25 protein-coding genes are annotated in these 18,491 nt (G+C 67.4%); 3 read left to right on the top strand and 22 right to left on the bottom strand.

Annotated features, from left to right (window positions below; genetic code table 11):
* Positions 1-168: 168 nt before the first annotated feature.
* The 18 genes from tatC to AC1ECW_RS03430 all read right to left on the bottom strand — a co-directional run bounded on the left by tatC (position 169) and on the right by AC1ECW_RS03430 (position 12,706).
* Positions 169-966 (bottom strand): twin-arginine translocase subunit TatC, encoded by a 798-nt coding sequence (gene tatC / locus AC1ECW_RS03515; protein WP_481201217.1) that lies wholly within the window; start codon positions 964-966, stop codon positions 169-171.
* A complete protein-coding gene (gene tatB / locus AC1ECW_RS03510) occupies positions 963-1,451 on the bottom strand; it encodes a Sec-independent protein translocase protein TatB (protein ID WP_409708370.1) in 489 nt (162 codons plus the stop codon). Before tatB ends, tatC begins: the two co-directional genes overlap by 4 nt.
* 34 nt (positions 1,452-1,485) lie before the next feature.
* Entirely contained in the window at positions 1,486-1,725 is a 240-nt protein-coding gene (gene tatA, locus AC1ECW_RS03505; RefSeq protein WP_409708367.1) for a Sec-independent protein translocase subunit TatA, read from the bottom strand.
* A gap of 64 nt (positions 1,726-1,789) precedes the next feature.
* Positions 1,790-2,137, bottom strand: a complete 348-nt coding sequence (locus tag AC1ECW_RS03500; protein WP_409708364.1) for a histidine triad nucleotide-binding protein — start codon at positions 2,135-2,137, stop codon at positions 1,790-1,792.
* Positions 2,138-2,141: 4 nt separating this feature from the next.
* Positions 2,142-2,564 carry a DUF4870 family protein gene (locus AC1ECW_RS03495; protein ID WP_409708361.1) on the bottom strand — a complete coding sequence of 141 codons (423 nt, stop codon included), beginning with the start codon at positions 2,562-2,564 and terminating at the stop codon, positions 2,142-2,144.
* Positions 2,561-2,935 (bottom strand): phosphoribosyl-ATP diphosphatase, encoded by a 375-nt coding sequence (locus tag AC1ECW_RS03490; protein WP_481201216.1) that lies wholly within the window; start codon positions 2,933-2,935, stop codon positions 2,561-2,563. The genes AC1ECW_RS03495 and AC1ECW_RS03490 overlap by 4 nt, the downstream gene beginning before the upstream one ends.
* Complete coding sequence (hisI, locus tag AC1ECW_RS03485; RefSeq protein ID WP_409708355.1) at positions 2,932-3,321, bottom strand: phosphoribosyl-AMP cyclohydrolase; 390 nt, start codon at positions 3,319-3,321, stop codon at positions 2,932-2,934. The genes AC1ECW_RS03490 and hisI overlap by 4 nt, the downstream gene beginning before the upstream one ends.
* A 41-nt stretch (positions 3,322-3,362) precedes the next feature.
* Positions 3,363-4,124, bottom strand: coding sequence for an imidazole glycerol phosphate synthase subunit HisF (gene hisF / locus AC1ECW_RS03480; protein ID WP_409708352.1), 762 nt, complete (start codon positions 4,122-4,124; stop codon positions 3,363-3,365).
* Between the two features lie 9 nt (positions 4,125-4,133).
* Positions 4,134-4,880, bottom strand: coding sequence for a 1-(5-phosphoribosyl)-5-[(5-phosphoribosylamino)methylideneamino]imidazole-4-carboxamide isomerase (gene hisA / locus AC1ECW_RS03475; RefSeq protein WP_409708349.1), 747 nt, complete (start codon positions 4,878-4,880; stop codon positions 4,134-4,136).
* A gap of 94 nt (positions 4,881-4,974) precedes the next feature.
* A complete protein-coding gene (gene hisH, locus AC1ECW_RS03470; RefSeq protein ID WP_409708346.1) occupies positions 4,975-5,619 on the bottom strand; it encodes an imidazole glycerol phosphate synthase subunit HisH in 645 nt (214 codons plus the stop codon).
* Between the two features lie 11 nt (positions 5,620-5,630).
* Positions 5,631-6,236, bottom strand: coding sequence for an imidazoleglycerol-phosphate dehydratase HisB (gene hisB / locus AC1ECW_RS03465; protein ID WP_409708343.1), 606 nt, complete (start codon positions 6,234-6,236; stop codon positions 5,631-5,633).
* Positions 6,237-6,239: 3 nt separating this feature from the next.
* Positions 6,240-7,316, bottom strand: coding sequence for a histidinol-phosphate transaminase (hisC, locus tag AC1ECW_RS03460; protein WP_409708340.1), 1,077 nt, complete (start codon positions 7,314-7,316; stop codon positions 6,240-6,242).
* A complete protein-coding gene (gene hisD, locus AC1ECW_RS03455) occupies positions 7,313-8,635 on the bottom strand; it encodes a histidinol dehydrogenase (protein ID WP_481201215.1) in 1,323 nt (440 codons plus the stop codon). Before hisD ends, hisC begins: the two co-directional genes overlap by 4 nt.
* A gap of 3 nt (positions 8,636-8,638) precedes the next feature.
* Positions 8,639-9,310 carry an ATP phosphoribosyltransferase gene (hisG, locus tag AC1ECW_RS03450; protein ID WP_409709166.1) on the bottom strand — a complete coding sequence of 224 codons (672 nt, stop codon included), beginning with the start codon at positions 9,308-9,310 and terminating at the stop codon, positions 8,639-8,641.
* Positions 9,307-10,572, bottom strand: a complete 1,266-nt coding sequence (gene murA, locus AC1ECW_RS03445; RefSeq protein WP_409709169.1) for a UDP-N-acetylglucosamine 1-carboxyvinyltransferase — start codon at positions 10,570-10,572, stop codon at positions 9,307-9,309. Before murA ends, hisG begins: the two co-directional genes overlap by 4 nt.
* Positions 10,573-10,679: 107 nt before the next feature.
* Positions 10,680-10,943 (bottom strand): BolA family protein, encoded by a 264-nt coding sequence (locus AC1ECW_RS03440; protein ID WP_409709172.1) that lies wholly within the window; start codon positions 10,941-10,943, stop codon positions 10,680-10,682.
* Positions 10,944-10,967: 24 nt separating this feature from the next.
* Positions 10,968-11,723: an ABC transporter permease gene (locus tag AC1ECW_RS03435; protein WP_409709181.1), complete on the bottom strand. Its 756-nt coding sequence runs from the start codon at positions 11,721-11,723 to the stop codon at positions 10,968-10,970.
* A 29-nt stretch (positions 11,724-11,752) separates the two neighbouring features.
* Positions 11,753-12,706 (bottom strand): ABC transporter ATP-binding protein, encoded by a 954-nt coding sequence (locus AC1ECW_RS03430; RefSeq protein ID WP_409709175.1) that lies wholly within the window; start codon positions 12,704-12,706, stop codon positions 11,753-11,755.
* A 133-nt stretch (positions 12,707-12,839) separates the two neighbouring features.
* Here AC1ECW_RS03430 and AC1ECW_RS03425 point away from each other — a divergent pair, with 133 nt between their 5' ends.
* From AC1ECW_RS03425 to AC1ECW_RS03415, 3 genes are read left to right on the top strand one after another with little or no spacing between them, the layout of a single operon-like run.
* A complete protein-coding gene (locus tag AC1ECW_RS03425) occupies positions 12,840-13,496 on the top strand; it encodes a TetR/AcrR family transcriptional regulator (RefSeq protein ID WP_409709178.1) in 657 nt (218 codons plus the stop codon).
* A gap of 13 nt (positions 13,497-13,509) precedes the next feature.
* Complete coding sequence (locus AC1ECW_RS03420; protein ID WP_409704039.1) at positions 13,510-14,283, top strand: tetratricopeptide repeat protein; 774 nt, start codon at positions 13,510-13,512, stop codon at positions 14,281-14,283.
* 50 nt (positions 14,284-14,333) lie between these two features.
* Positions 14,334-15,155, top strand: coding sequence for a glycosyl transferase (locus AC1ECW_RS03415; protein WP_409704037.1), 822 nt, complete (start codon positions 14,334-14,336; stop codon positions 15,153-15,155).
* A gap of 1 nt (position 15,156) precedes the next feature.
* Here the strand turns inward: AC1ECW_RS03415 and AC1ECW_RS03410 are convergent, their stop codons facing one another.
* From AC1ECW_RS03410 to AC1ECW_RS03395, 4 genes are read right to left on the bottom strand one after another with little or no spacing between them, the layout of a single operon-like run.
* The gene (locus AC1ECW_RS03410; protein ID WP_409704035.1) at positions 15,157-15,429 is read right to left on the bottom strand and encodes a hypothetical protein; all 273 of its coding nucleotides are present in this window, start codon (positions 15,427-15,429) and stop codon (positions 15,157-15,159) included.
* A 40-nt stretch (positions 15,430-15,469) separates the two neighbouring features.
* Positions 15,470-16,330, bottom strand: coding sequence for an alpha/beta fold hydrolase (locus AC1ECW_RS03405; RefSeq protein WP_409704033.1), 861 nt, complete (start codon positions 16,328-16,330; stop codon positions 15,470-15,472).
* A gap of 24 nt (positions 16,331-16,354) precedes the next feature.
* A complete protein-coding gene (locus tag AC1ECW_RS03400) occupies positions 16,355-17,434 on the bottom strand; it encodes a branched-chain amino acid ABC transporter permease (RefSeq protein WP_409704031.1) in 1,080 nt (359 codons plus the stop codon).
* 10 nt (positions 17,435-17,444) lie between these two features.
* A complete protein-coding gene (locus AC1ECW_RS03395; RefSeq protein WP_409704029.1) occupies positions 17,445-18,491 on the bottom strand; it encodes a branched-chain amino acid ABC transporter permease in 1,047 nt (348 codons plus the stop codon).

The raw sequence follows: 18,491 nt of genomic DNA, 5'->3' as shown, positions 1-18,491 counted from the left end.
TGGGAAACCTTCGGGCAGGATCGCCCTGGGGGCCGGCACGATTATTTAATTAATCTTAAAGTCTTAATACATGGTTAATACCGATGGGCGAACAGGCGCGCGCGAGTGCGCCGGCGCGCACTGCAGGCGGCCAGCGCAGAACGTCGTCTGAGCAGGGGGAGTGCGGCGCTACTTGGCCGCGAGGTCTTCTTCCGCGTCGGGGGCGCGGGTGTGCTTGGCAAACACCTGGGCCGCCCACAGGCCGGCCTCATAGAGCAGGCACATCGGGATGGCCAGGGCGAGCTGCGAGATCACGTCGGGCGGCGTGACGACGGCCGCGATGATGAAGGCCAGCACGATGAAGTAGCTGCGGAAGCTGCGCAGCTTGTCGATGCTGACCACCCCCATGCGCACCAGCACCACCACGACGATGGGCACCTCGAAGGTCAGGCCGAAGGCCAGGAACATGGTCAGCACGAAGCTGAGATAGGCCTCGATGTCGGGCGCGGCCGTGATGCTCTTGGGTGCAAAGCTCTGGATGAAGCTGAAGACCTGGCCGAAGACGAAGAAGTAGCAGAAGGCCACCCCGAGCAGGAAGAGGATGGTGCTGGAGATCACCAGCGGCAGCACCAGCCTCTTCTCGTGCGAGTACAGTCCCGGCGCGACAAAGGCCCAGACCTGGTAGAGCACATAGGGCAGTGCGATCAGGAAGGCCGTCATCATCGTGATCTTCAGCGGCACGATGAAGGGCGAGATCACGTTGGTGGCGATCATCGTCGAGCCCTGCGGCAGGTGGGCCACCAGGGGCGCGGCCAGCAGGTCGTACAGGCCCGAGGGGCTGGGCCACAAGAACAGCAGGCCGAAGACGATGCCCACCGCGATCAGCGACCGGATCAGGCGGTCACGCAACTCGATCAGGTGGGAGACGAAGGGCTGCTCGGTGCCGTCCAGTTCGTCCGGACGGTCTTGCTTGGGATCCTGGCTCACGGACGGGCCTTGGAGGAGACTCTGGGGGGGCGAAAACGCGCCACCCGCGCGGCCCCGGACTGCACCCTGGAGCGCACACCGTGGCGCTGGCGGTACCACTGAGGCACGGCACTGCGCTTGATGCGCCAGTTCTTGCGAGGAGGCTTGTACACCGGCGGCGGCTCCCAGGAGCCACCGGAGGACGAGGGCAGGCCCGCGGTGACCTCAGACCAGGCCTTGTCGAAGTCGCTGGAGACGGCGTTGACCTCCTGCGAGACCGTCTGCTCGACGTTGCGGGCGGCGTCTTCGAACTGCGTCTTCATCTTCTTGAGCTCTTCGAGCTCGATGGAGCGGTTGACCTCGGCCTTGACGTCGGCCACGTAGCGCTGCGCCTTGCCCAGCAGGTGGCCCACCGTGCGGGCGACCTTGGGCAGCCGCTCGGGGCCGATGACGATGAGCGCCACCGCCCCGATCAGGGCCAGCTTGTCGAAGCCGAAGTCGATCATGGACGCACCGTCAGAGGCCGGCAGGCGCCGGCCTTCAGGACTTGGTCTTGGCTTCGACGTCGATCGTGGTACCGGCGCCCTGGGTCTTCTCGGCGGTGACCTGCTGCGCCGGTGCGGCGGTCTCGCCGCTGCTGGAGCCGTCGCGCATGCCATCCTTGAAGCCCTTGACGGCGCTGCCGAGGTCCGAGCCGATGTTCTTGAGCTTCTTGGTGCCAAACACCAGCACGACGATCAACAGCACGACCAACCAGTGCCAGATGCTGAAGGTACCCATGATGTACTCCTAGAAGGAAAATCGATTCTACGGCTTTGTTGCCCCCCCTCACGGGGCCGGTGCCTCATCCGACGCGCCAGGGGCGTGGCCCTCCGATGACATGGACATGGAGGTGATACACCTCCTGACCGCCGTCCGCACCGGTGTTGATCAGGGTTTTGAAGCCATTGCCCGCCCCTTGTTCCAGGGCCAGGCGTGGTGCCAGCGTGAGCATGCGCCCCAGCAGGGCCTGGTGCTCGGGCCCCACCTCCCACAGCGAGGGCACATGCAGCTTGGGGATGATCAGGAAATGGACAGGCGCGTGCGGCCGGATGTCGTGGAAGGCCAGCACTTCCTCGTCTTCGTAGACCTTCTTCGAGGGAATCTGGCCGGCAACGATCTTGCAGAAGATGCAGTTCGGGTCGTGGCTCATGAGGTCAGGTCGGCAAAGGCATGGGTTTGCGGTCGTTCAGGGCCAGCCAGCCGCGCACCACGCGGTAGAGGAACCAGATCGAGATCACACACCAGGCGATCCAGCCCGGCACGATGAGCAGGAACCACAGCGGCAGCGTGAGGAGGTACAGGCCGGCCGCCCACAGCACGCTGCGGATGCGCCAGCGGAAGTGGGACTCGTGCCAGGTGCCGGCCGCATCGTTGCGCTTGATCAGGTCGAGGATGAAGGCCGCCACCAGCAGCAGCACGCTGGGCTGGAAGGACGGGATCACCGCCCCCACGGCAACGATGGCATGCAGGGCGTAGCTGATGTGGCCGATGGTGCGCAGCGAGTCCTCGCCGCGTCCGCCCGGGCCGAAAATCTCGCTCACCGGCGAGTGTTCACGGGGGTCGGACGGGGCGCTCATGCACCGGACTCCCGTCGTTCACGGGCCGTTCGGGCGGCAAACTCCTCCAGCCCGGACAGGCCCTCGCGGCGCTGCAACTCGGCCAGCACGTCCGACGGCTTGAGCCCGAACTGCGCCAGCGCGACCATCGAGTGGAACCACAGGTCGGCCACCTCGTAGACGATCTTGCGCCGGTCCCCGTCCTTGGCAGCCATCACGGTCTCGGTGGCTTCCTCGCCCACCTTCTTCAGGATGGCGTCAGTGCCCTTGTGGAAGAGCCGGGCCACGTAGGAGGTCTGAGGATCGCCGCCCTTGCGCGACTCGATGACCTCGGCCAGGCGGGCCAGAACGTCCTGGGACAAAGGGGCGGGCGGGGCATCCATCCGACTCATCCGTAGATGCGCTGCGGGTCTTTCAGGACCGGATCGACCGTGACCCACTGCCCGTCGCGCAGAACCTGGAAGAAACACGAATGCCGGCCGGTATGGCAGGCGATGCCCGGCTCGTGGCCGAGCTGCGTGACGCTGAGCAGCACCACATCGGCGTCGCAATCCAGGCGGATCTCGTGCACCTTCTGGATGTGGCCGGACTCCTCCCCCTTGTGCCACAGGCGGCCCCTCGAGCGGCTCCAGTAGACGGCCTCGCCGCGGCGGGCCGTCTCAGCCAGCGCCTCGCGGTTCATGTAGGCGAACATCAGGACGTCCTTGGTGTGCGCCTCCTGGGCAATCACCGGCACCAGGCCGTCCGCGTCCCATTTCACATCGTCGAGCCAGCTCATCGGCACAGTGTAGCAACCATGGGTGACAACCCCATGCGGCCTCAAGCCCGCACCGGGATTCCCCTCGACGCCATCAGGGCCTTGGCCTGCCCGACGGTGTATTCGCCGTAGTGGAAGATGCTGGCGGCCAGCACGGCGTCAGCCCCGCCCTTCTGGATGCCGTCGGCCAGGTGCTCGAGGCTGCCCACACCGCCGGAGGCGATCACCGGCACGCTCACCGCGTCGCTGACCGCCCGAGTGAGCGCCAGGTCGAAGCCGCTCTTGGTGCCGTCACGGTCCATGCTGGTGAGCAGGATCTCGCCGGCCCCGTGCTCGGCCATCTGCCGGGCCCAGGCCACGGCATCCAGGCCGGTGTTCTTGCGCCCGCCATGGGTGTAGACATCCCAGCCGCTGCCGTCGCCGCGGGCCTTGGCGTCGATGGCCACCACGATGCACTGTGCGCCGTACTTGGCCGAGGCCTCGCGGATGACCTGCGGGTTGGCCACCGCCGCCGAGTTGAAGCTCACCTTGTCGGCCCCGGCGTTGAGCAGGCGGCGCACATCGTCCACCGTGCGCACGCCACCGCCCACGGTCAGCGGGATGAAGACCTGGGAGGCCACCGCCTCGATGATGGGCAGGATCAGGTCGCGCCCGTCACTGGTGGCGGTGATGTCCAGAAACGTGAGCTCGTCGGCGCCCTGGTCGTTGTAGCGCGCGGCAATCTCGACCGGATCGCCGGCATCGCGCAGCTCGACGAAGTTGACGCCCTTGACGACACGGCCGCCGGTGACGTCCAGGCAGGGGATGATGCGTTTGGCGAGCATGGATCTGCGTCAGGCGCCGCCGTTGAGCTCGTCGGCGCGCTTCTGGGCCTGGGCGAAGTCCAGCGCGCCGGTGTAGATGGCGCGGCCGCAGATCACGCCCTCGACCCCCTCGTCCTCCACCGCACACAGCTTCTCGATGTCGGCCAGGCCGCTCAAACCGCCCGAGGCGATCACCGGGATGCTCAGGGCCTGGGCCAACTTCACGGTGGCGTCGATGTTGATGCCGGTGAGCATGCCGTCGCGGCCGATGTCGGTGTAGATCACGGCCTCGACACCGTAGTCCTCGAATTTCTTGGCGAGGTCGATCACTTCGTGGCCCGAGAGCTTGGACCAGCCGTCGGTGGCCACCTTGCCGTCCTTGGCGTCCAGGCCCACGATGATGTGGCCGCCAAAAGCGCTGCAGGCGTCTTTCAGGAAGCCCGGATTCTTCACCGCGGCCGTGCCGATGATGATGTAGCTCAGGCCATCGTCGAGGTAGCGCTCGATGGTGTCGAGGTCGCGGATGCCCCCGCCGAGCTGCACGGGGATTTCGTCGCCCACTTCGGCCAGGATGGCCTTGATCGCCGACTCGTTCACCGGCTTGCCGGCGAAGGCCCCGTTGAGATCGACCAGGTGCAGGCGGCGCGCCCCGGCATCAACCCAGCGGCGCGCCATCGCAGCCGGGTCTTCGCCGAAGGTGGTGGAGTCGTTCATGTCGCCCTGCTTGAGGCGCACGCACTGGCCGTCTTTGAGATCGATGGCGGGGATCAGCAACATAGCCGAAGTCGAGTGGGTGGGATGGAGGCGGGATGGCGGAAGGCTCGGGCACCTCAGCGGTGCACGGGAGGGAGGGCGACGGTCTCGGGCGGTGTCAGGGCTTCCAGCTCAGGAAGTTGCGATACAGGGCCAAGCCGTGATCGGCGCTTTTCTCGGGGTGGAATTGCGTCGCGAAAATATTATCCCGGGCCACTGCACAGGTAAAGCGCACACCGTACTCGGTTTCCCCGGTGCCGTGGGCCGCATCGGCCACCCGCGCATAGAAGCTGTGCACGAAATAGAACCAGGCGCCATCGGGCACGCCGGCCCACATCGGGTGCGGCCGGGCCTGCCAGACCTGGTTCCAACCCATCTGCGGCACCTTGTAGCGGCTGCCGTCGGGCTGGATCCGGCCTTCGAGCTGGAAGCGCACCACCTCGCCGGGAATCAACCCCAGAGCGTCGGTGGGCCCCTCCTCGCTGCGTGAGAGCAGCATCTGCATGCCCACGCACACGCCCATCAGCGGCTTGTTCGCCGCCGCGTGCAGCACGGCCTCCTGCAGGCCGGAGTCGCGCAGCTCGCGCATGCAGTCGGGCATGGCGCCCTGCCCCGGCAGCACGATGCGCTCGGCGGCCAACACCTCCTCGGGGCGCGAGGTGACGATCACCTCCAGGCCCGAACCCTGCGCCACATGGCGCACGGCCTGCGACACCGATCGCAGGTTGCCCATGCCGTAGTCGACAACAGCCACAGTCGCCATGGTGCCGGTGCTCAGAGCGAGCCCTTGGTGGACGGGATGACGCCGACGCTGCGCGGGTCGAGTTCCAGTGCAGCGCGCAGGGCGCGGGCGAAGGCCTTGAAGACCGTCTCGCACTGGTGGTGCGCGTTCACGCCCTTGAGGTTGTCGATGTGCAGCGTCACCAGGGCATGGTTGGCAAAGCCCTGGAAGAACTCGAAGGTGAGCTGGGTGTCGAAGCTGCCGATCATGCCGGCCGTGAAGGGCACGTCCATGTGCAGGCCCGGCCGGCCCGAAAAGTCGATCACCACGCGCGACAGCGCCTCGTCCAGCGGCACATAGGCATGGCCGTAGCGGCGGATGCCCCTCTTGTCGCCCACGGCCTTGGCAACGGCCTGGCCCAGGGTGATGCCCACGTCCTCCACCGTGTGGTGGCCGTCGATGTGCAAGTCACCCTGGCACTCGATCTCCAGGTCGATCAGCCCGTGGCGGGCGATCTGGTCGAGCATGTGATCGAAGAAGCCGATGCCGGTGTGCAGCCTGGCCTGGCCGCTGCCGTCGAGATTGACGGCCACACGGATCTTCGTTTCGTTGGTGTTGCGCGTGACGTCGGCCACACGCGGCGTGGCAGTGGTGCTCATGGCTTACAGGCTTTCCCGCAGGGCGGCGATCAGGCGCTGGTTCTCGTCGGGCGTGCCCACGGTCAGGCGCAGGCAGGCAGCGAGCAAGGAATGCATTCTAGAAACGTTCTTCACCAGCACGCCGCGCTGCTTCAGGCCGGCAAAGGCGCGGTCGGCATCGGGCACGCGCACGAGCACCATGTTGGCCTCGCTGGGGAAGGGAGTCACGCCGGGCAGGCTCTTCAGGGCCTCGATCAACCGGGCGCGCTCCTCGCGCAGCACCGCGGCCTGGCGGGCGAACTCGTCGGCATGCTCCAGCGCGAACAGCGCGGCCTCGGCGTTGAGCACGCTCACGTTGTAGGGCGGGCGCACTTTGTCGATCTGGGCGATCAGCCGGGCAGCGCCCATCATGTAGCCGATGCGCACGCCGGCCAGGCCGAACTTGCTCATCGTGCGCATCAGCAGCACGTGCTCGTGGCGGGCCAGGCGGTCGATGTAGCTGCGGCTGGCAAAGGGCTGGTAGGCCTCGTCGATGATCACCAGACCCGGCGCGGCGTCGATCAGGCGCTCGACGATGCGGTCGTCGAAGAGGTTGGCCGTGGGGTTGTTCGGGTAGGCGATGTAGAGCAACGCCGGCTGGTGTGCTTCCAATGCGGCCAGCATCGCCGCCTCGTCGAGCTCGAACGTGGCCGTGAGCGGCACGCCGACGAACTTCAGGCCCTGCAACTGGGCCGACATCTGGTACATCACGAAACCGGGCACCGGGGCCACGACGGTGGCGCCCGGCACGTCGCAGGCCATGGCCAGCAGGCTGATGAGCTCGTCCGAGCCGTTGCCCAGCATCAGCGCGCAGCCTTCGGGCAGGCCGGCGTGGCGCGCCAGCGTCTCGCGCAGCGTGTCGATGCGTGCGCCGGGGTAGCGGTTGATCGCCACGGCGCCCAGGCGTTCGCCCAGGGCCTGCTGCAACGCAGGCGGCAGGCGAAAGGGGTTCTCCATCGCGTCGAGCTTGATCATGCCGGTGCTGTCCTGCACGGCATAGGCGTGCATGCCCTGCACGTCCTGGCGCAGCCAGCGCGCCATCACGGTGTCGAGGCGGCTCATCGCGCCCCTCCCTTCAGGCGGAACTCGGCGGCTTGCGCGTGCGCCTGCAGACCTTCCCCATAGGCCAGTTCGGCGGCGATCGTCCCCAGCACCTGGGCGCCTAGCTCGCTCACCTCGATCAGGCTGGAGCGCTTCTGGAAGTCGTACACGCCCAGCGGCGACGAAAAGCGGGCGGTGCCCGAGGTGGGCAGCACGTGGTTGGGGCCGGCGCAGTAGTCGCCCAGGCTTTCGCTGGTGTAGGCGCCCAGGAAGATGGCCCCGGCGTGACGCAGCAGCGGCTCCCAGCGGCCGGGCTCCTGCGACGACACCTCCAGGTGCTCGGGGGCGATACGGTTGCTGATCTCGCAGGCTTCTTCCATGCTGCGCGTGAGAATCAAGGCGCCGCGGCCTTCGAGCGAGGCGCGGATGACCTCCTTGCGCGGCATGCCAGGCAGCAGACGGTCGATCGCGGCCTTGACCTGCGCGATGTAGCCGGCGTCAGGGCACAGCAGGATGCTCTGGGCCAGTTCGTCGTGCTCGGCCTGGCTGAAGAGGTCCATGGCCACCCAGTCAGGCGGCGTGCTGCCGTCGGCCAGCACCAGGATCTCGCTGGGCCCGGCAATCATGTCGATGCCCACGGTGCCGAAGACATGCTTCTTGGCGCTGGCCACGTAGGCATTGCCCGGGCCGGTGATCTTGTCCACCTTCGGGATCGTGGCCGTGCCATAGGCCAGGGCGGCCACGGCCTGGGCCCCGCCCACGGTGAAGGCGCGGCTCACGCCGGCCGCGTGGGCGGCAGCCAGCACGAGCGGGTTCTTCTCGCCCTTCGGCGTGGGCACCACCATGATGATCTCCCCCACCCCGGCCACATGGGCCGGAATGGCGTTCATCAGCACCGACGAGGGATAGGCCGCCTTGCCGCCGGGCACATAGATGCCCACGCGGTCGAGCGGCGTGACCTTCTGGCCCAGCAGGGTGCCGTCCTCGTCACGGTAGGACCAGGAGCGGCCGCAGGCCTCGAGCTGGCGCTCGTGGTAGGCCCGCACGCGCTGCGCAGCGGCCTGCAGGGCCTCACGCTGGGCCGCCGGGATGGCTTCGAAGGCGGCCTTCAGCTCGGCCGGGCTGAGCTCCAGCGCGGCCACCGATGCCGCGTTCAGCCCGTCGAAGCGAGCGGTGTACTCCAGCACGGCCGCGTCACCGCGGCTGCGCACGTCGGCCAGGATCTCGGCCACACGGGTCTCGATCGCATGATCCGTCTGCGCCGCCCAATGCAGCACGCGCTGGAACTCGGCTTCGAAGTCCGGCGCGGTGGTGGCGAGCTGGCGGATCTGGACGGACATCATTCACTCCTTGGCGAGGTTGACGTTGGTGGCGGCGGCAAAGGCGTCGATGAGGGCGCGCAGCGTCGAGCGCTTGAGCTTGAGCGCGGCCTGGTTGACGACGAGGCGTGAGGAGATCGGCATGATGTGCTCGACCTCGACGAGGTGGTTGGCCTTGAGGGTGCTGCCGGTGGACACGAGGTCGACGATGGCGTCGGCCAGGCCGGTGAGCGGGGCCAGCTCCATCGAGCCGTAGAGCTTGATGAGATCGACGTGCACGCCCTTGTCGGCAAAGTGCTGGCGCGCCACCGTCGTGTACTTGGTGGCCACGCGGATGCGCGAGCCCTGCTTCACCGCGGCGGCGTAGTCGAAGTCGTCGCGCACGGCCACGCTCATGCGGCAGCGCGCGATGTTCAGATCCAGAGGCTGGTACAGGCCCTGGCCGCCGTGCTCGAGCAACACGTCCTTGCCCGCCACGCCCAGGTCGGCGCCGCCGTACTGCACATAGGTGGGCACGTCGGTGGCTCGCACCAGCACCACCCGCACGTCGGGCCGGTTGGTGGCCAGGATGAGCTTGCGTGACTTTTCAGGGTCTTCCGCGACCTCGATGCCCGCGGCCTTCAGCAGCGGCAGGGTCTCGTCGAAGATGCGGCCCTTGGACAGCGCCAGCGTGATCAGGGAGGCGTCGCGCGTCATTGGATTCTTTCGATGTCGGCACCCACCGCGCGCAGCTTGGCTTCCATGTGGTCGTAGCCGCGGTCGAGGTGGTAGATGCGGTCGACCACCGTCTCGCCTTCGGCCACCAGGCCGGCAATCACCAGGCTGGCCGAAGCGCGCAGGTCGGTGGCCATCACGGTGGCGCCCGAGAGCTTCTCGACCCCCTGCACCACCGCGGTGTGCCCGTCCACCTCGATGCGCGCGCCCAGGCGCACGAGTTCGTTGACGTGCATGAAGCGGTTCTCGAAGATGGTCTCGGTGATCCTGGCCGTGCCCTCGGCCACGCAGTCCAGCGCCATGAACTGGGCCTGCATGTCGGTAGGAAAGGCGGGGTATTCGCTGGTGCGGAAGGACTGGGCCTTCAGGCGCCCCGAGGCCGCCACGCGGATCCAGTCGGGGCCGGCTTCGATGCGCGCCCCGGCCTCGCGCAGCTTGTCGATCACGGCGTCCAGGTGGTCGGCACGCGCCTGGCGCAGCAGCACCTCGCCGCCGGCCGCGGCCACCGCGCACAGGAAGGTGCCGGTCTCGATGCGGTCTGGAATCGTCCGATGCGTCACACCGCCCAGGCGCTCGACGCCCTGGATGCGGATCTTGCTTGTCCCATGACCTTCGATCTTCGCGCCCATCGCGATCAGCATCTCGGCCAGGTCGGGGATCTCGGGTTCCTGCGCGGCGTTTTCCAGCACCGTTTCACCCCGGGCCAGCACGGCGGCCATCATCAGGTTCTCGGTGCCGGTGACAGTCACCATGTCGGTGGTGATGCGCGCGCCGCGCAGGCCACCGGCCGGCGCCTTGGCCAGGATGTAGCCATGCTCGACGCGGATGTCTGCACCCATGGCCTGCAGGCCCTTGATGTGCTGGTCCACCGGGCGCGAGCCGATCGCGCAACCGCCGGGCAGCGAGACCGTGGCCTCGCCGAAACGCGCCAACAGCGGCCCCAGGGCCAGGATGGACGCCCGCATGGTCTTGACCAGGTCGTAGGGAGCCTCGGGCGAGGTGACGGCACTGGCGTCCAGTCGGATCCGGTGCGGGCGGTCGGCATCGCGTTCGGCCCTCACACCCATGTTGCGCAGCAGTTTGAGCATGGTCGTCACGTCCTGCAGCACCGGCACGTTGTCCAGCGTGACGGGTTCTGCCGTGAGCAGGGCCGCGCAAAGTTCGGGCAGGGCGGCATTCTTGGCCCCCGAAATCGTGATCTCGCCCGAGAGGGGGCGGCCGCCGCGGATGAGGAGTTTGTCCATGCGTGGGCTTCTTCAGGCCCCCGCGCCGCGCCGGTCCCGGCAGTCCCCGTTTGCACGCCAACCGCGCCCAGGGGCCTGCCACCCGTGCCGCGGCAGCGGGTTGCCGATCAATGGTGGTGGGGGGAAGCCGAGGTGGCGGACCACTCGGCCGGGGTGAGCGTCTTCATCGACAGGGCGTGGATTTGCTCGCGCATTCTATCGCCCAGCGCGCGGTAGACGCGCTGATGACGTGCCACGCGGGACAGCCCCTCGAATTCGGCCGACACGATGGTGGCGAAGAAATGGCGGCCGTCACCATCCACCTCCAGGTGCTCGCAGGCGAGCCCCTGGGCAATGTAGGTGCGCACTTCCTGGGGGGTCGGATCGGCCATGGTGGACGAATTATCCCGGATTCCTCAATGCCGGATCTTGTAGCCGGTCTTGAGCAGGTGCAGGGCCACCGCCGCCACCACGGCGAAGCTGCTGCCCACGACGGCCAGGCTGAGCCAGGGCGAGACATCGCTGACGCCGAAGAAGCCCCGGCGAAAGCCGTCGATCATGTAGAAAAAGGGGTTGAGGTGGCTGACCGCCTGCCAGAAGGCCGGCAGCGAATGCACCGAATAGAACACCCCGGCCAGGAAGGTCATCGGCATGATCAGGAAGTTCTGGAAGGCGGCCATCTGGTCGAACTTCTCGGCCCACAGACCGGCGATCAGGCCGAGCGCGCCCAGCATGCCGGCGCCCAGCACGGCGAACACCAGGATCCACCCCGGCTGCGCAAAGGGCGGCACGGCAAAGCCGAGCGTGACCACGAAGACCCCCAGACCCACCAGCAGACCACGGATCACCGAGGCGCCGACATAAGCAAGAAACCAGTCGCGGTGCGACAGCGGGGTGACCAGCAGAAAGACCAGGTTGCCGGTGATCTTGCTCTGGATCAAGGACGAAGAGCTGTTGGCAAAGGCGTTCTGCAGCACGCTCATCATCACCAGGCCCGGCACCAAGAAGGCGGTGTAGCTGACGCCGTCGTAGACCTGGACGTGCTCCTCGAGCACGTGGCCGAAGATCAGCAGGTAGAGCACCGCCGTGAGCACGGGCGCGGCCACGGTCTGGAAGCTCACCTTCCAGAAGCGCAGCACTTCCTTGTAGAGCAGGGTGCGCACACCGGTCATCGGTGTGACGGTCGCGGGGTCGAGCGGCTTCAAGAGGGCACCTCCTCGAGCGGGCTCGGATGGTCGAGGAAGACCGGTGCGGTGTCGGCCTGCATGATCTCCAGGAACACGTCCTCGAGATCGGCCCGGCCGATCTCGAGATCCTCTGCGGCCACGCCATGCAGGCGCAAGGTGGACAGGATCTCCTCGACCTCCAGGGCATCGTGGGCCTTGATCTGCACGACGCGGCCGGTCACGCGCGCCACGTCGGCCAGCGAGGCCGGCAGCGGGTCGTCGGTCTTGAAGCGCAGCATGGTGCTGGCCCGCCCTGACAGCAGGGCCGAGGTGCGGTCCAGCGCCACCACCTGGCCCGCCTTGAGCATGGCGATGCGGTGACACAGGGCCTCGGCCTCTTCCAGGTAGTGCGTGGTCAGCAGTACCGTGTGGCCTTCGCGGTTCAGGCGGGCGATGAACTGCCACAGGGTCTGGCGCAGCTCCACATCCACGCCGGCCGTGGGCTCGTCGAGCACGATCACCGGCGGGCGGTGCACCAGGGCCTGGGCCACCAGCACCCGGCGCTTCATGCCGCCCGAGAGCTGGCGCATGTTGGCGTTGGCCTTGTCGGCCAGACCCAGGTTGGCCAGCAGTTCGTCGATCCAGTCGTCGTTGTGGCGCACGCCGAAGTAGCCCGACTGGATGCGCAGGGCCTCGCGCACGCTGAAAAAGGGGTCGAAGACCAGTTCCTGCGGCACGATGCCCAGCTGGCGGCGCGCCATCGCATAGTCGTCCACCACGTCGTGGCCATGCACGGTCACGCGCCCGCCGCTGGCCCGGCTCAGGCCCGCGAGGATGCTGATCAGGGTGGTCTTGCCCGCCCCGTTGGGCCCCAGCAGGCCGAAGAACTCGCCCGGCTCGATGTTGAAGCTCACCTCGCGCAGGGCCTGCACAGGGCCCCGGGTGGTGCGGTAGGTCTTGCTGACCTGCTGGAAACTGACGGCGGACATAAGGCGCCCGATTGTAGGCAGGGCGGCCCTGGCGTGCAGGCCGTGGGACAGACCCCGCTTGCGGCCCCGACCGGATTTGCTAGATTGGCGGCGGGCATGCAGGCGCACGGGGCGCCGGTGCCCCGGAGCCACCATGCAAGCCAAAAAGCCGCGCCGCACGGCCGAGCGCATCCTGGAAGTCACGCTCGATCTCTTCAACCGCTTCGGCGAGCCCAATGTCTCGACCACACTGATCTCGGCCGAACTGAACATCAGCCCGGGCAACCTCTATTACCACTATCCGGCCAAGGATGAGTTGATCAATGCCCTGTTCGACCGCTATGAGCGCGCGCTCAACGAGCTGCTGCATGCGGCCGACAATGTGCGCAATGTGGAAGACGCCTGGCTCTTCTTCCACATGCTGTTCGAGCTGATCTGGCAGTACCGCTTCCTCTATCGGGACCTCAACGACCTCCTGAGCAAGAACCGCCGGCTCGAAACGCACTTCCAGTTCGTGCTGAAGAACAAGTCGCGCGCGGTGCGCACGGTGCTCGACGCCCTGTCGCGCCACCAGTCCCTGCGCATGGACGGCCGCGAGGCCGAGTCGGTGTCCACCGCGATGGTGGTGGTGCTCACCTACTGGCTGAGCTACGAGTACGTGCGCGACCCGCGCCATGCCCTCGAACCGGAGAGCGCCGGCGCCGCCCTGCTGCGAGGTGCCTTCCATGTGCTGAGCCTGCTGCTGCCCTACCTCGAGCCCGACCAGAAAGCCCACCTGCTGGGCCTGGTGGGGCGCTACAACACCCCCTGACCGGAGACACCCCATGGCCCAATGGACTGCCTTCCCCTACGACAACGCCGCCTACGTCTACGACCTGACGGCGCTGAAGAAGCACTGGGCGCGGCTGCACGCCGGCGATGCCGAACCCTGGCCCAAAGACAAGGCCGTGCAGGAGGCCTGGGCGCTCTTCCACGCCGGCGAGTTCCACAAGGCGCGCGACGCCGGCCTGAAGGCCGGTGGTGCCGGCATCACGGTGGCCCACAAGGCCCAGGCCATCTACGCCACCTATCTGGAGAAGAACGAGAAGACCCGCCTGGCCCTGTTCATGGAAGTGGCCGAACGGGCGCAGGCCCAGCAGGCGGCCGAGCCTGACAACCCGGCGGGCTGGTACTGGCAGGCCTATGCCCTGGGCCGCTACGGCCAGGGCATCAGCGTGGCCAAGGCGCTGGCGCAGGGCCTGGGGGTGAAGGTCAAGACCGCCCTGGAAACCACCCTCCAATTGCAGCCCAAGCATGCCGACGCCCACATCGCCCTGGGCACCTTCCATGCCGAGGTCATCGACAAGGTGGGCAACCTGCTGGCGCGCACACAAGGCGCCAGCAAGGACGTCGGCCTGAAGATGTTCAAGGAGGGCCTGAAGCTCAACCCCCACTCGGCGATCGCCCGTGTGGAGTACGCCAACGGCCTGGTGATGCTCGAAGGCGAGAAGAAGATGAAGGAGGCCGAAAAACTCTATGCCGAGGCCGCCGCCTGCGAGCCCATGGACGCGATGGAGCGGCTCGACGTGGAGATGGCCAAAGCCGAACTCGAAGAGTGAGCCCGCGGCCGCCCCGTTAAGATGCGCGGCCTTGCCCTTTCCAGCCCCCCATGACGACCGCACTCAAGCAAATCATCTGCGTGAAGTGGGGCACCGCCTACGGCCCGGAATACGTCAACCGGCTCTACGGCATGGTGTCCCGACACATCACGGGCCCCTTCCGGGTGGTGTGCTTCACCGATGACCGGCGCGGCATCCGCCCGGAGGTGGACACCTTCGACCTGCCGGAACTGGGGTGTCCTCATCCGCAGCGCACGATGGGCAAGTGGCGCAAGGTGGTGCTGTGGGGCGAGACCTTGGGCGATCTGAGCGGCCCGGCGCTCTTCGTCGACCTGGACTCCGTGATCGTCGGCTCGCTGGACGACTACTTCAGCTACGGCGATCCCGAGGACGTGATCCTCGCGCGCAACTGGGCCAAGCCCCTGCAGCGCCTGGGCCAGACCTCGGTGTTCCGCTTCCCCGTGGGCCGCTACCCGCACATCCTGGCCAACTTTCGCGCCGACCCGCAGGGTGTGGCCGACCGCCACCGCTTCGAGCAGCACTACATCACCAGTTCCGTGCCCGGCGGCATCAAGCTCTGGCCCGAAGGCTGGACAAGGCATTTCCGCCTGCACTGCCTGCCGCCCTTCCCGCTGCGCTACGTCATGGCGGCACGGCTGCCTCGGGGCGCGCGCATCGTGACGTTCCCCGGCGGCCCCAACCCTGGTGACGTGGCCGTGGGCCGCTGGACCCCCGACGCCCCGGAGTACCCCTCCCCGCTGGACCATCTGCACGGGGCCCTGCGCCCCGGCCTGAGCCTCAAGCAGCGCTGGCGCCATGCCACCCGCTATGTCAAGCCCGTGCCGTGGATCGCGGAGCACTGGCGCGAGTGACTCAGACGTCCTGCGTTTCGTACTCGATGCCGCCCACCCAGCCGGCCACCTGGTTGTAGACCCAGCACGCCAGCGCCGTGCCGAGATAGCCAAACACCAGGTAGAACAGAGGCATCCCCACGGCCATCATCAAGGAGGGCCGGCCTGCATGCGGCATGCCACCCCAGAAGAGCAAGGTCAGGGGCACCAGGACGATCAGCGACACGAGCGCCATCGTGATCGCGGCGACCTTGCCGTTTTGGTGCGGGGACAGGCGTTGGATGCGTCGTTTCATGGGCTCCTCCTGCAGCCCAGGATACCGCAAGGAGGGCGAGTCAGGCTGGGCTGGCCCGCGCATCGCCGGCGGCAAAGAAGCGTTCGACCAGTTCCCACTGGTCCGGCACGTTCAGGGCCGGCGCGTGACCGCAGCCGGGGATGGTGACGACGACGGCCCGTGGGCCACGGGTGCGCATCTCCTCGGCCGTCTCGGGCAGCAGCAGATCGGAGCTTTCGCCCCGCAGGCACAGCACGGGAATGTCCAGGCTGTCGTAGGCCTCCCACAGGTCGTAGTCATTCGGGTGGTGCACGAACTGCTGGGCCATGGCCGGGTCGTAGTGGGTGGTGATCCGGCCGTCGGGCAGGCGACGCGCCGAGGTTTCGGCCATGCGCCGCCACTGCGCATCGGACAGCCAGCCATAGGGCTGGTAGACCACCCGCAGGAAGGCTTCGAGGTCGGTCATGCGCTCGAAGGCCGGGGGCTGGCCGGCGTAAGCGCGGATGCGCTCGAGGGCCGGCTCGGCCAGCTTGGGTCCGTTGTCGTTGAGGATCAGGCGCCGGATGCGGCCGCGCAGCGTGGTGGCCGCCGCCAGCGTGCCGATCGCTCCCCCCATCGAGGTGCCCAGCCAGTGGAAACGTTCCAGGCCGAGCTGGTCGACCAAGGCGGTGGCGATCTCCACGTAGAACGAGAGCTTGTACTCGTTGACCGGATCGGGGCTCCATTGCGAGAGCCCGCGGCCCAGGGTGTCGGGGCAGATGACGCGGTAGCGCGCGGACAGGTGCTCGGCCACCTCGTCCATGTCGCGGCCGGTGCGCGCCAGGCCGTGCCAGGCGATCACGGTCTCGCGGTGCTGAGAGCCCCATTCGGTGTAGTGGATCTCGCGGCCGGCGCAGCTCAGGTAGTGGGAAGTGAACGGCATGGGGATCTCGCTTGCTTCTCCGAATCAGGTGCGTGGGGCCTGCTGCAGGGCGCGCTGACGCAGCCTGCCCACGATGCCGGAGGGGAAGTGATAGACGCACAGCACGAACAGCACGCCCAGCCACAGCAGCCAGCGATCGGGCGAGACGAGCTCGGAGACGACCGGAATGCCACCGACCGCGCCCTCGCCCAGGCGCATCAGGTCCTGCAGGTAGTTCTGAGCCAGCACGAAGAGCACCGCACCGACCACCGCGCCGTAGATCGTGCCCATGCCGCCGATCACGACGATGAGCAAGATGTCCAGCATGATCTCGAAGCTCAGCGAGGTGTCGGGGCCGTTGTAGCGCAGCCAGACGGCCAGCATCGCGCCCGCCAGCGTGGCAAACAGGGCCGACAGCACGTTCGACAGCGTGCGGTAGACCACCGTGCGGTAGCCGATGGCTTCGGCGCGGAAGTCGTTCTCGCGGATGGCCTGCAGCACGCGGCCGAAGGGCGAGTTGACGATGCGCAGCATCAAGCCCAGCAGCAACAGGGTGAGCAGGAAAAGGCCGTAGTAGCTGATGATGCGCCCGTCGATGAGCACCCCGAAGAACTCATTCTCGAAGGGCTCGAAGCTCGGGCTCAGCCATTCGGGCATGCGGAAGGTCAGGCCGTCCTCGCCACCGGTGATCTCCGAGAGCTGCGAGGCCAGCGTCTGGAAGGCCGAGGCCACCGCAAGCGTGATCATCGCGTAGAAGATGGCCTTCACGCGCAGGCTGAACAGACCGATGACGAAGGACAGCACCAGCGACAAGGCCAGCGCGCAGACGATGCCCACCGCCAGCGCATCCCAGCCGGCACCCATGCGGCTGGAGGCGATGGCCACGCCGTAGGCGCCGATGCCGAAGAACATGGTGTGGGCAAAGCTCACGATGCCGGTGTAGCCCAGCAGCAGATCGTAGCTGGCCACCAGCACCATGAAGATGAGGATCTTGGCCGCCACGTTGAGCGACTTGCTGCCCGGAAAGATGAAGGGCGTGAGGAAGAGTCCGGCGAGGATGACGATCAAGGCCAGCGCGAGCCAGCGGCTGCGGGGCAGGTCGTGGGACAGCAGACGTTGGAGCATGGTCGGACCCTCAGCGGTTCGTGACCGGGTACAGGCCCTGGGGGCGCCACAGCAAGATGGCAACCATCAGGCCGATGTTGGAAAAGAGCGCGACCTTGGGCGCGAGAAAGCCGGTGTAGTTGGCCATCAGCCCCACCAGCAGCGCCCCGACGAAGCAGCCCAGTGTGGAGCCCAGGCCGCCGATGATGATCACGATGAAGAGCAGCACGTTGATCTGCGCGCCCATCTGCGGGATCACCATCTGCTGGTACAGGCCCCAGAGCACGCCGCCCAGGCCGGCCAGGGCCGAGCCCACGACGAACACGCCGATGAACAGGCGCCGGATGCGGTAACCCAGGCTCTCGACCATCTCGCGGTCTTGCACGCCGGCGCGGATCAGCAGGCCGATCTTGGTGCGGTTGAGCACAAAGAGCATGGCCGCCAGCACGATGACGCCAATGATCACCGCAAACAGCCGGTACTTCTCGATGGCCGCATCGCCCAGCAACACCGAGCCGCGCAGGCCTTCGGGCAGCGGCAGCGGGATTTGCAGCGGCCCCCAGATCACCTTGATGATCTCCTCGCCGATGATCATGCCGCCCATCGTGATGAGGATCTGCTTCAGGTGCTGGCCGTACACCGGCCGCACGACCACGCGCTCGAAAGCGTAGCCCACGGCGCCGGCCACGCTCATGGCCACCACCATCGCCAGGAAGATGGCCGTGAGGTTACGGAACAGGGAGTCGCTGGCCGTCCAGTCGCCCATTCCGCCCAGCACCGAGGTGGCCACGAAGGCCCCCAGCGCGATGAAGACGCCATGGCCGAAGTTGAGCACGTCCATCAGGCCGAAGACGAGCGTGAGGCCCGAGGCGATGATGAAGATGATCATGCCCATGGCCAGGCCGGCAATCGTGAGCGTGAGCCAGGTGGGCACCGAGCCGATGAGCGGCAGGGCCGCGCCGGCCAGTGCCAGCACCAGGGCCAGGGGGATGAGGTCGAAACGGGCGCGCGGCACGGCGGCGCTGTCATTGGCATTTGTCGCGGCTGCTGCGGCAGCAGGGGTGGTCGTGGTGGTCAT

Source organism: Caldimonas hydrothermalis, from assembly GCF_056746695.1.
Note: the sequence above shows the minus strand (reverse complement) of the source record. Positions and strands in the feature narration are given on the sequence as shown.

Bases quoted from the DNA above. Each gene is read 5' to 3' on its own strand.
- tatB (WP_409708370.1), bottom strand. From the start codon at position 1,451: ATGATCGACTTCGGCTTCGACAAGCTGGCCCTGATCGGGGCGGTGGCG.
- tatA (WP_409708367.1), bottom strand. From the start codon at position 1,725: ATGGGTACCTTCAGCATCTGGCACTGGTTGGTCGTGCTGTTGATCGTC.
- AC1ECW_RS03500 (WP_409708364.1), bottom strand. From the start codon at position 2,137: ATGAGCCACGACCCGAACTGCATCTTCTGCAAGATCGTTGCCGGCCAG.
- AC1ECW_RS03495 (WP_409708361.1), bottom strand. From the start codon at position 2,564: ATGAGCGCCCCGTCCGACCCCCGTGAACACTCGCCGGTGAGCGAGATT.
- AC1ECW_RS03490 (WP_481201216.1), bottom strand. From the start codon at position 2,935: ATGAGTCGGATGGATGCCCCGCCCGCCCCTTTGTCCCAGGACGTTCTG.
- hisI (WP_409708355.1), bottom strand. From the start codon at position 3,321: ATGAGCTGGCTCGACGATGTGAAATGGGACGCGGACGGCCTGGTGCCG.
- hisF (WP_409708352.1), bottom strand. From the start codon at position 4,124: ATGCTCGCCAAACGCATCATCCCCTGCCTGGACGTCACCGGCGGCCGT.
- hisA (WP_409708349.1), bottom strand. From the start codon at position 4,880: ATGTTGCTGATCCCCGCCATCGATCTCAAAGACGGCCAGTGCGTGCGC.
- hisH (WP_409708346.1), bottom strand. From the start codon at position 5,619: ATGGCGACTGTGGCTGTTGTCGACTACGGCATGGGCAACCTGCGATCG.
- hisB (WP_409708343.1), bottom strand. From the start codon at position 6,236: ATGAGCACCACTGCCACGCCGCGTGTGGCCGACGTCACGCGCAACACC.
- hisC (WP_409708340.1), bottom strand. From the start codon at position 7,316: ATGAGCCGCCTCGACACCGTGATGGCGCGCTGGCTGCGCCAGGACGTG.
- hisD (WP_481201215.1), bottom strand. From the start codon at position 8,635: ATGTCCGTCCAGATCCGCCAGCTCGCCACCACCGCGCCGGACTTCGAA.
- hisG (WP_409709166.1), bottom strand. From the start codon at position 9,310: ATGACGCGCGACGCCTCCCTGATCACGCTGGCGCTGTCCAAGGGCCGC.
- murA (WP_409709169.1), bottom strand. From the start codon at position 10,572: ATGGACAAACTCCTCATCCGCGGCGGCCGCCCCCTCTCGGGCGAGATC.
- AC1ECW_RS03440 (WP_409709172.1), bottom strand. From the start codon at position 10,943: ATGGCCGATCCGACCCCCCAGGAAGTGCGCACCTACATTGCCCAGGGG.
- AC1ECW_RS03435 (WP_409709181.1), bottom strand. From the start codon at position 11,723: ATGACCGGTGTGCGCACCCTGCTCTACAAGGAAGTGCTGCGCTTCTGG.
- AC1ECW_RS03430 (WP_409709175.1), bottom strand. From the start codon at position 12,706: ATGTCCGCCGTCAGTTTCCAGCAGGTCAGCAAGACCTACCGCACCACC.
- AC1ECW_RS03425 (WP_409709178.1), top strand. From the start codon at position 12,840: ATGCAAGCCAAAAAGCCGCGCCGCACGGCCGAGCGCATCCTGGAAGTC.
- AC1ECW_RS03420 (WP_409704039.1), top strand. From the start codon at position 13,510: ATGGCCCAATGGACTGCCTTCCCCTACGACAACGCCGCCTACGTCTAC.
- AC1ECW_RS03415 (WP_409704037.1), top strand. From the start codon at position 14,334: ATGACGACCGCACTCAAGCAAATCATCTGCGTGAAGTGGGGCACCGCC.
- AC1ECW_RS03410 (WP_409704035.1), bottom strand. From the start codon at position 15,429: ATGAAACGACGCATCCAACGCCTGTCCCCGCACCAAAACGGCAAGGTC.
- AC1ECW_RS03405 (WP_409704033.1), bottom strand. From the start codon at position 16,330: ATGCCGTTCACTTCCCACTACCTGAGCTGCGCCGGCCGCGAGATCCAC.
- AC1ECW_RS03400 (WP_409704031.1), bottom strand. From the start codon at position 17,434: ATGCTCCAACGTCTGCTGTCCCACGACCTGCCCCGCAGCCGCTGGCTC.
- AC1ECW_RS03395 (WP_409704029.1), bottom strand. From the start codon at position 18,491: ATGACCACCACGACCACCCCTGCTGCCGCAGCAGCCGCGACAAATGCC.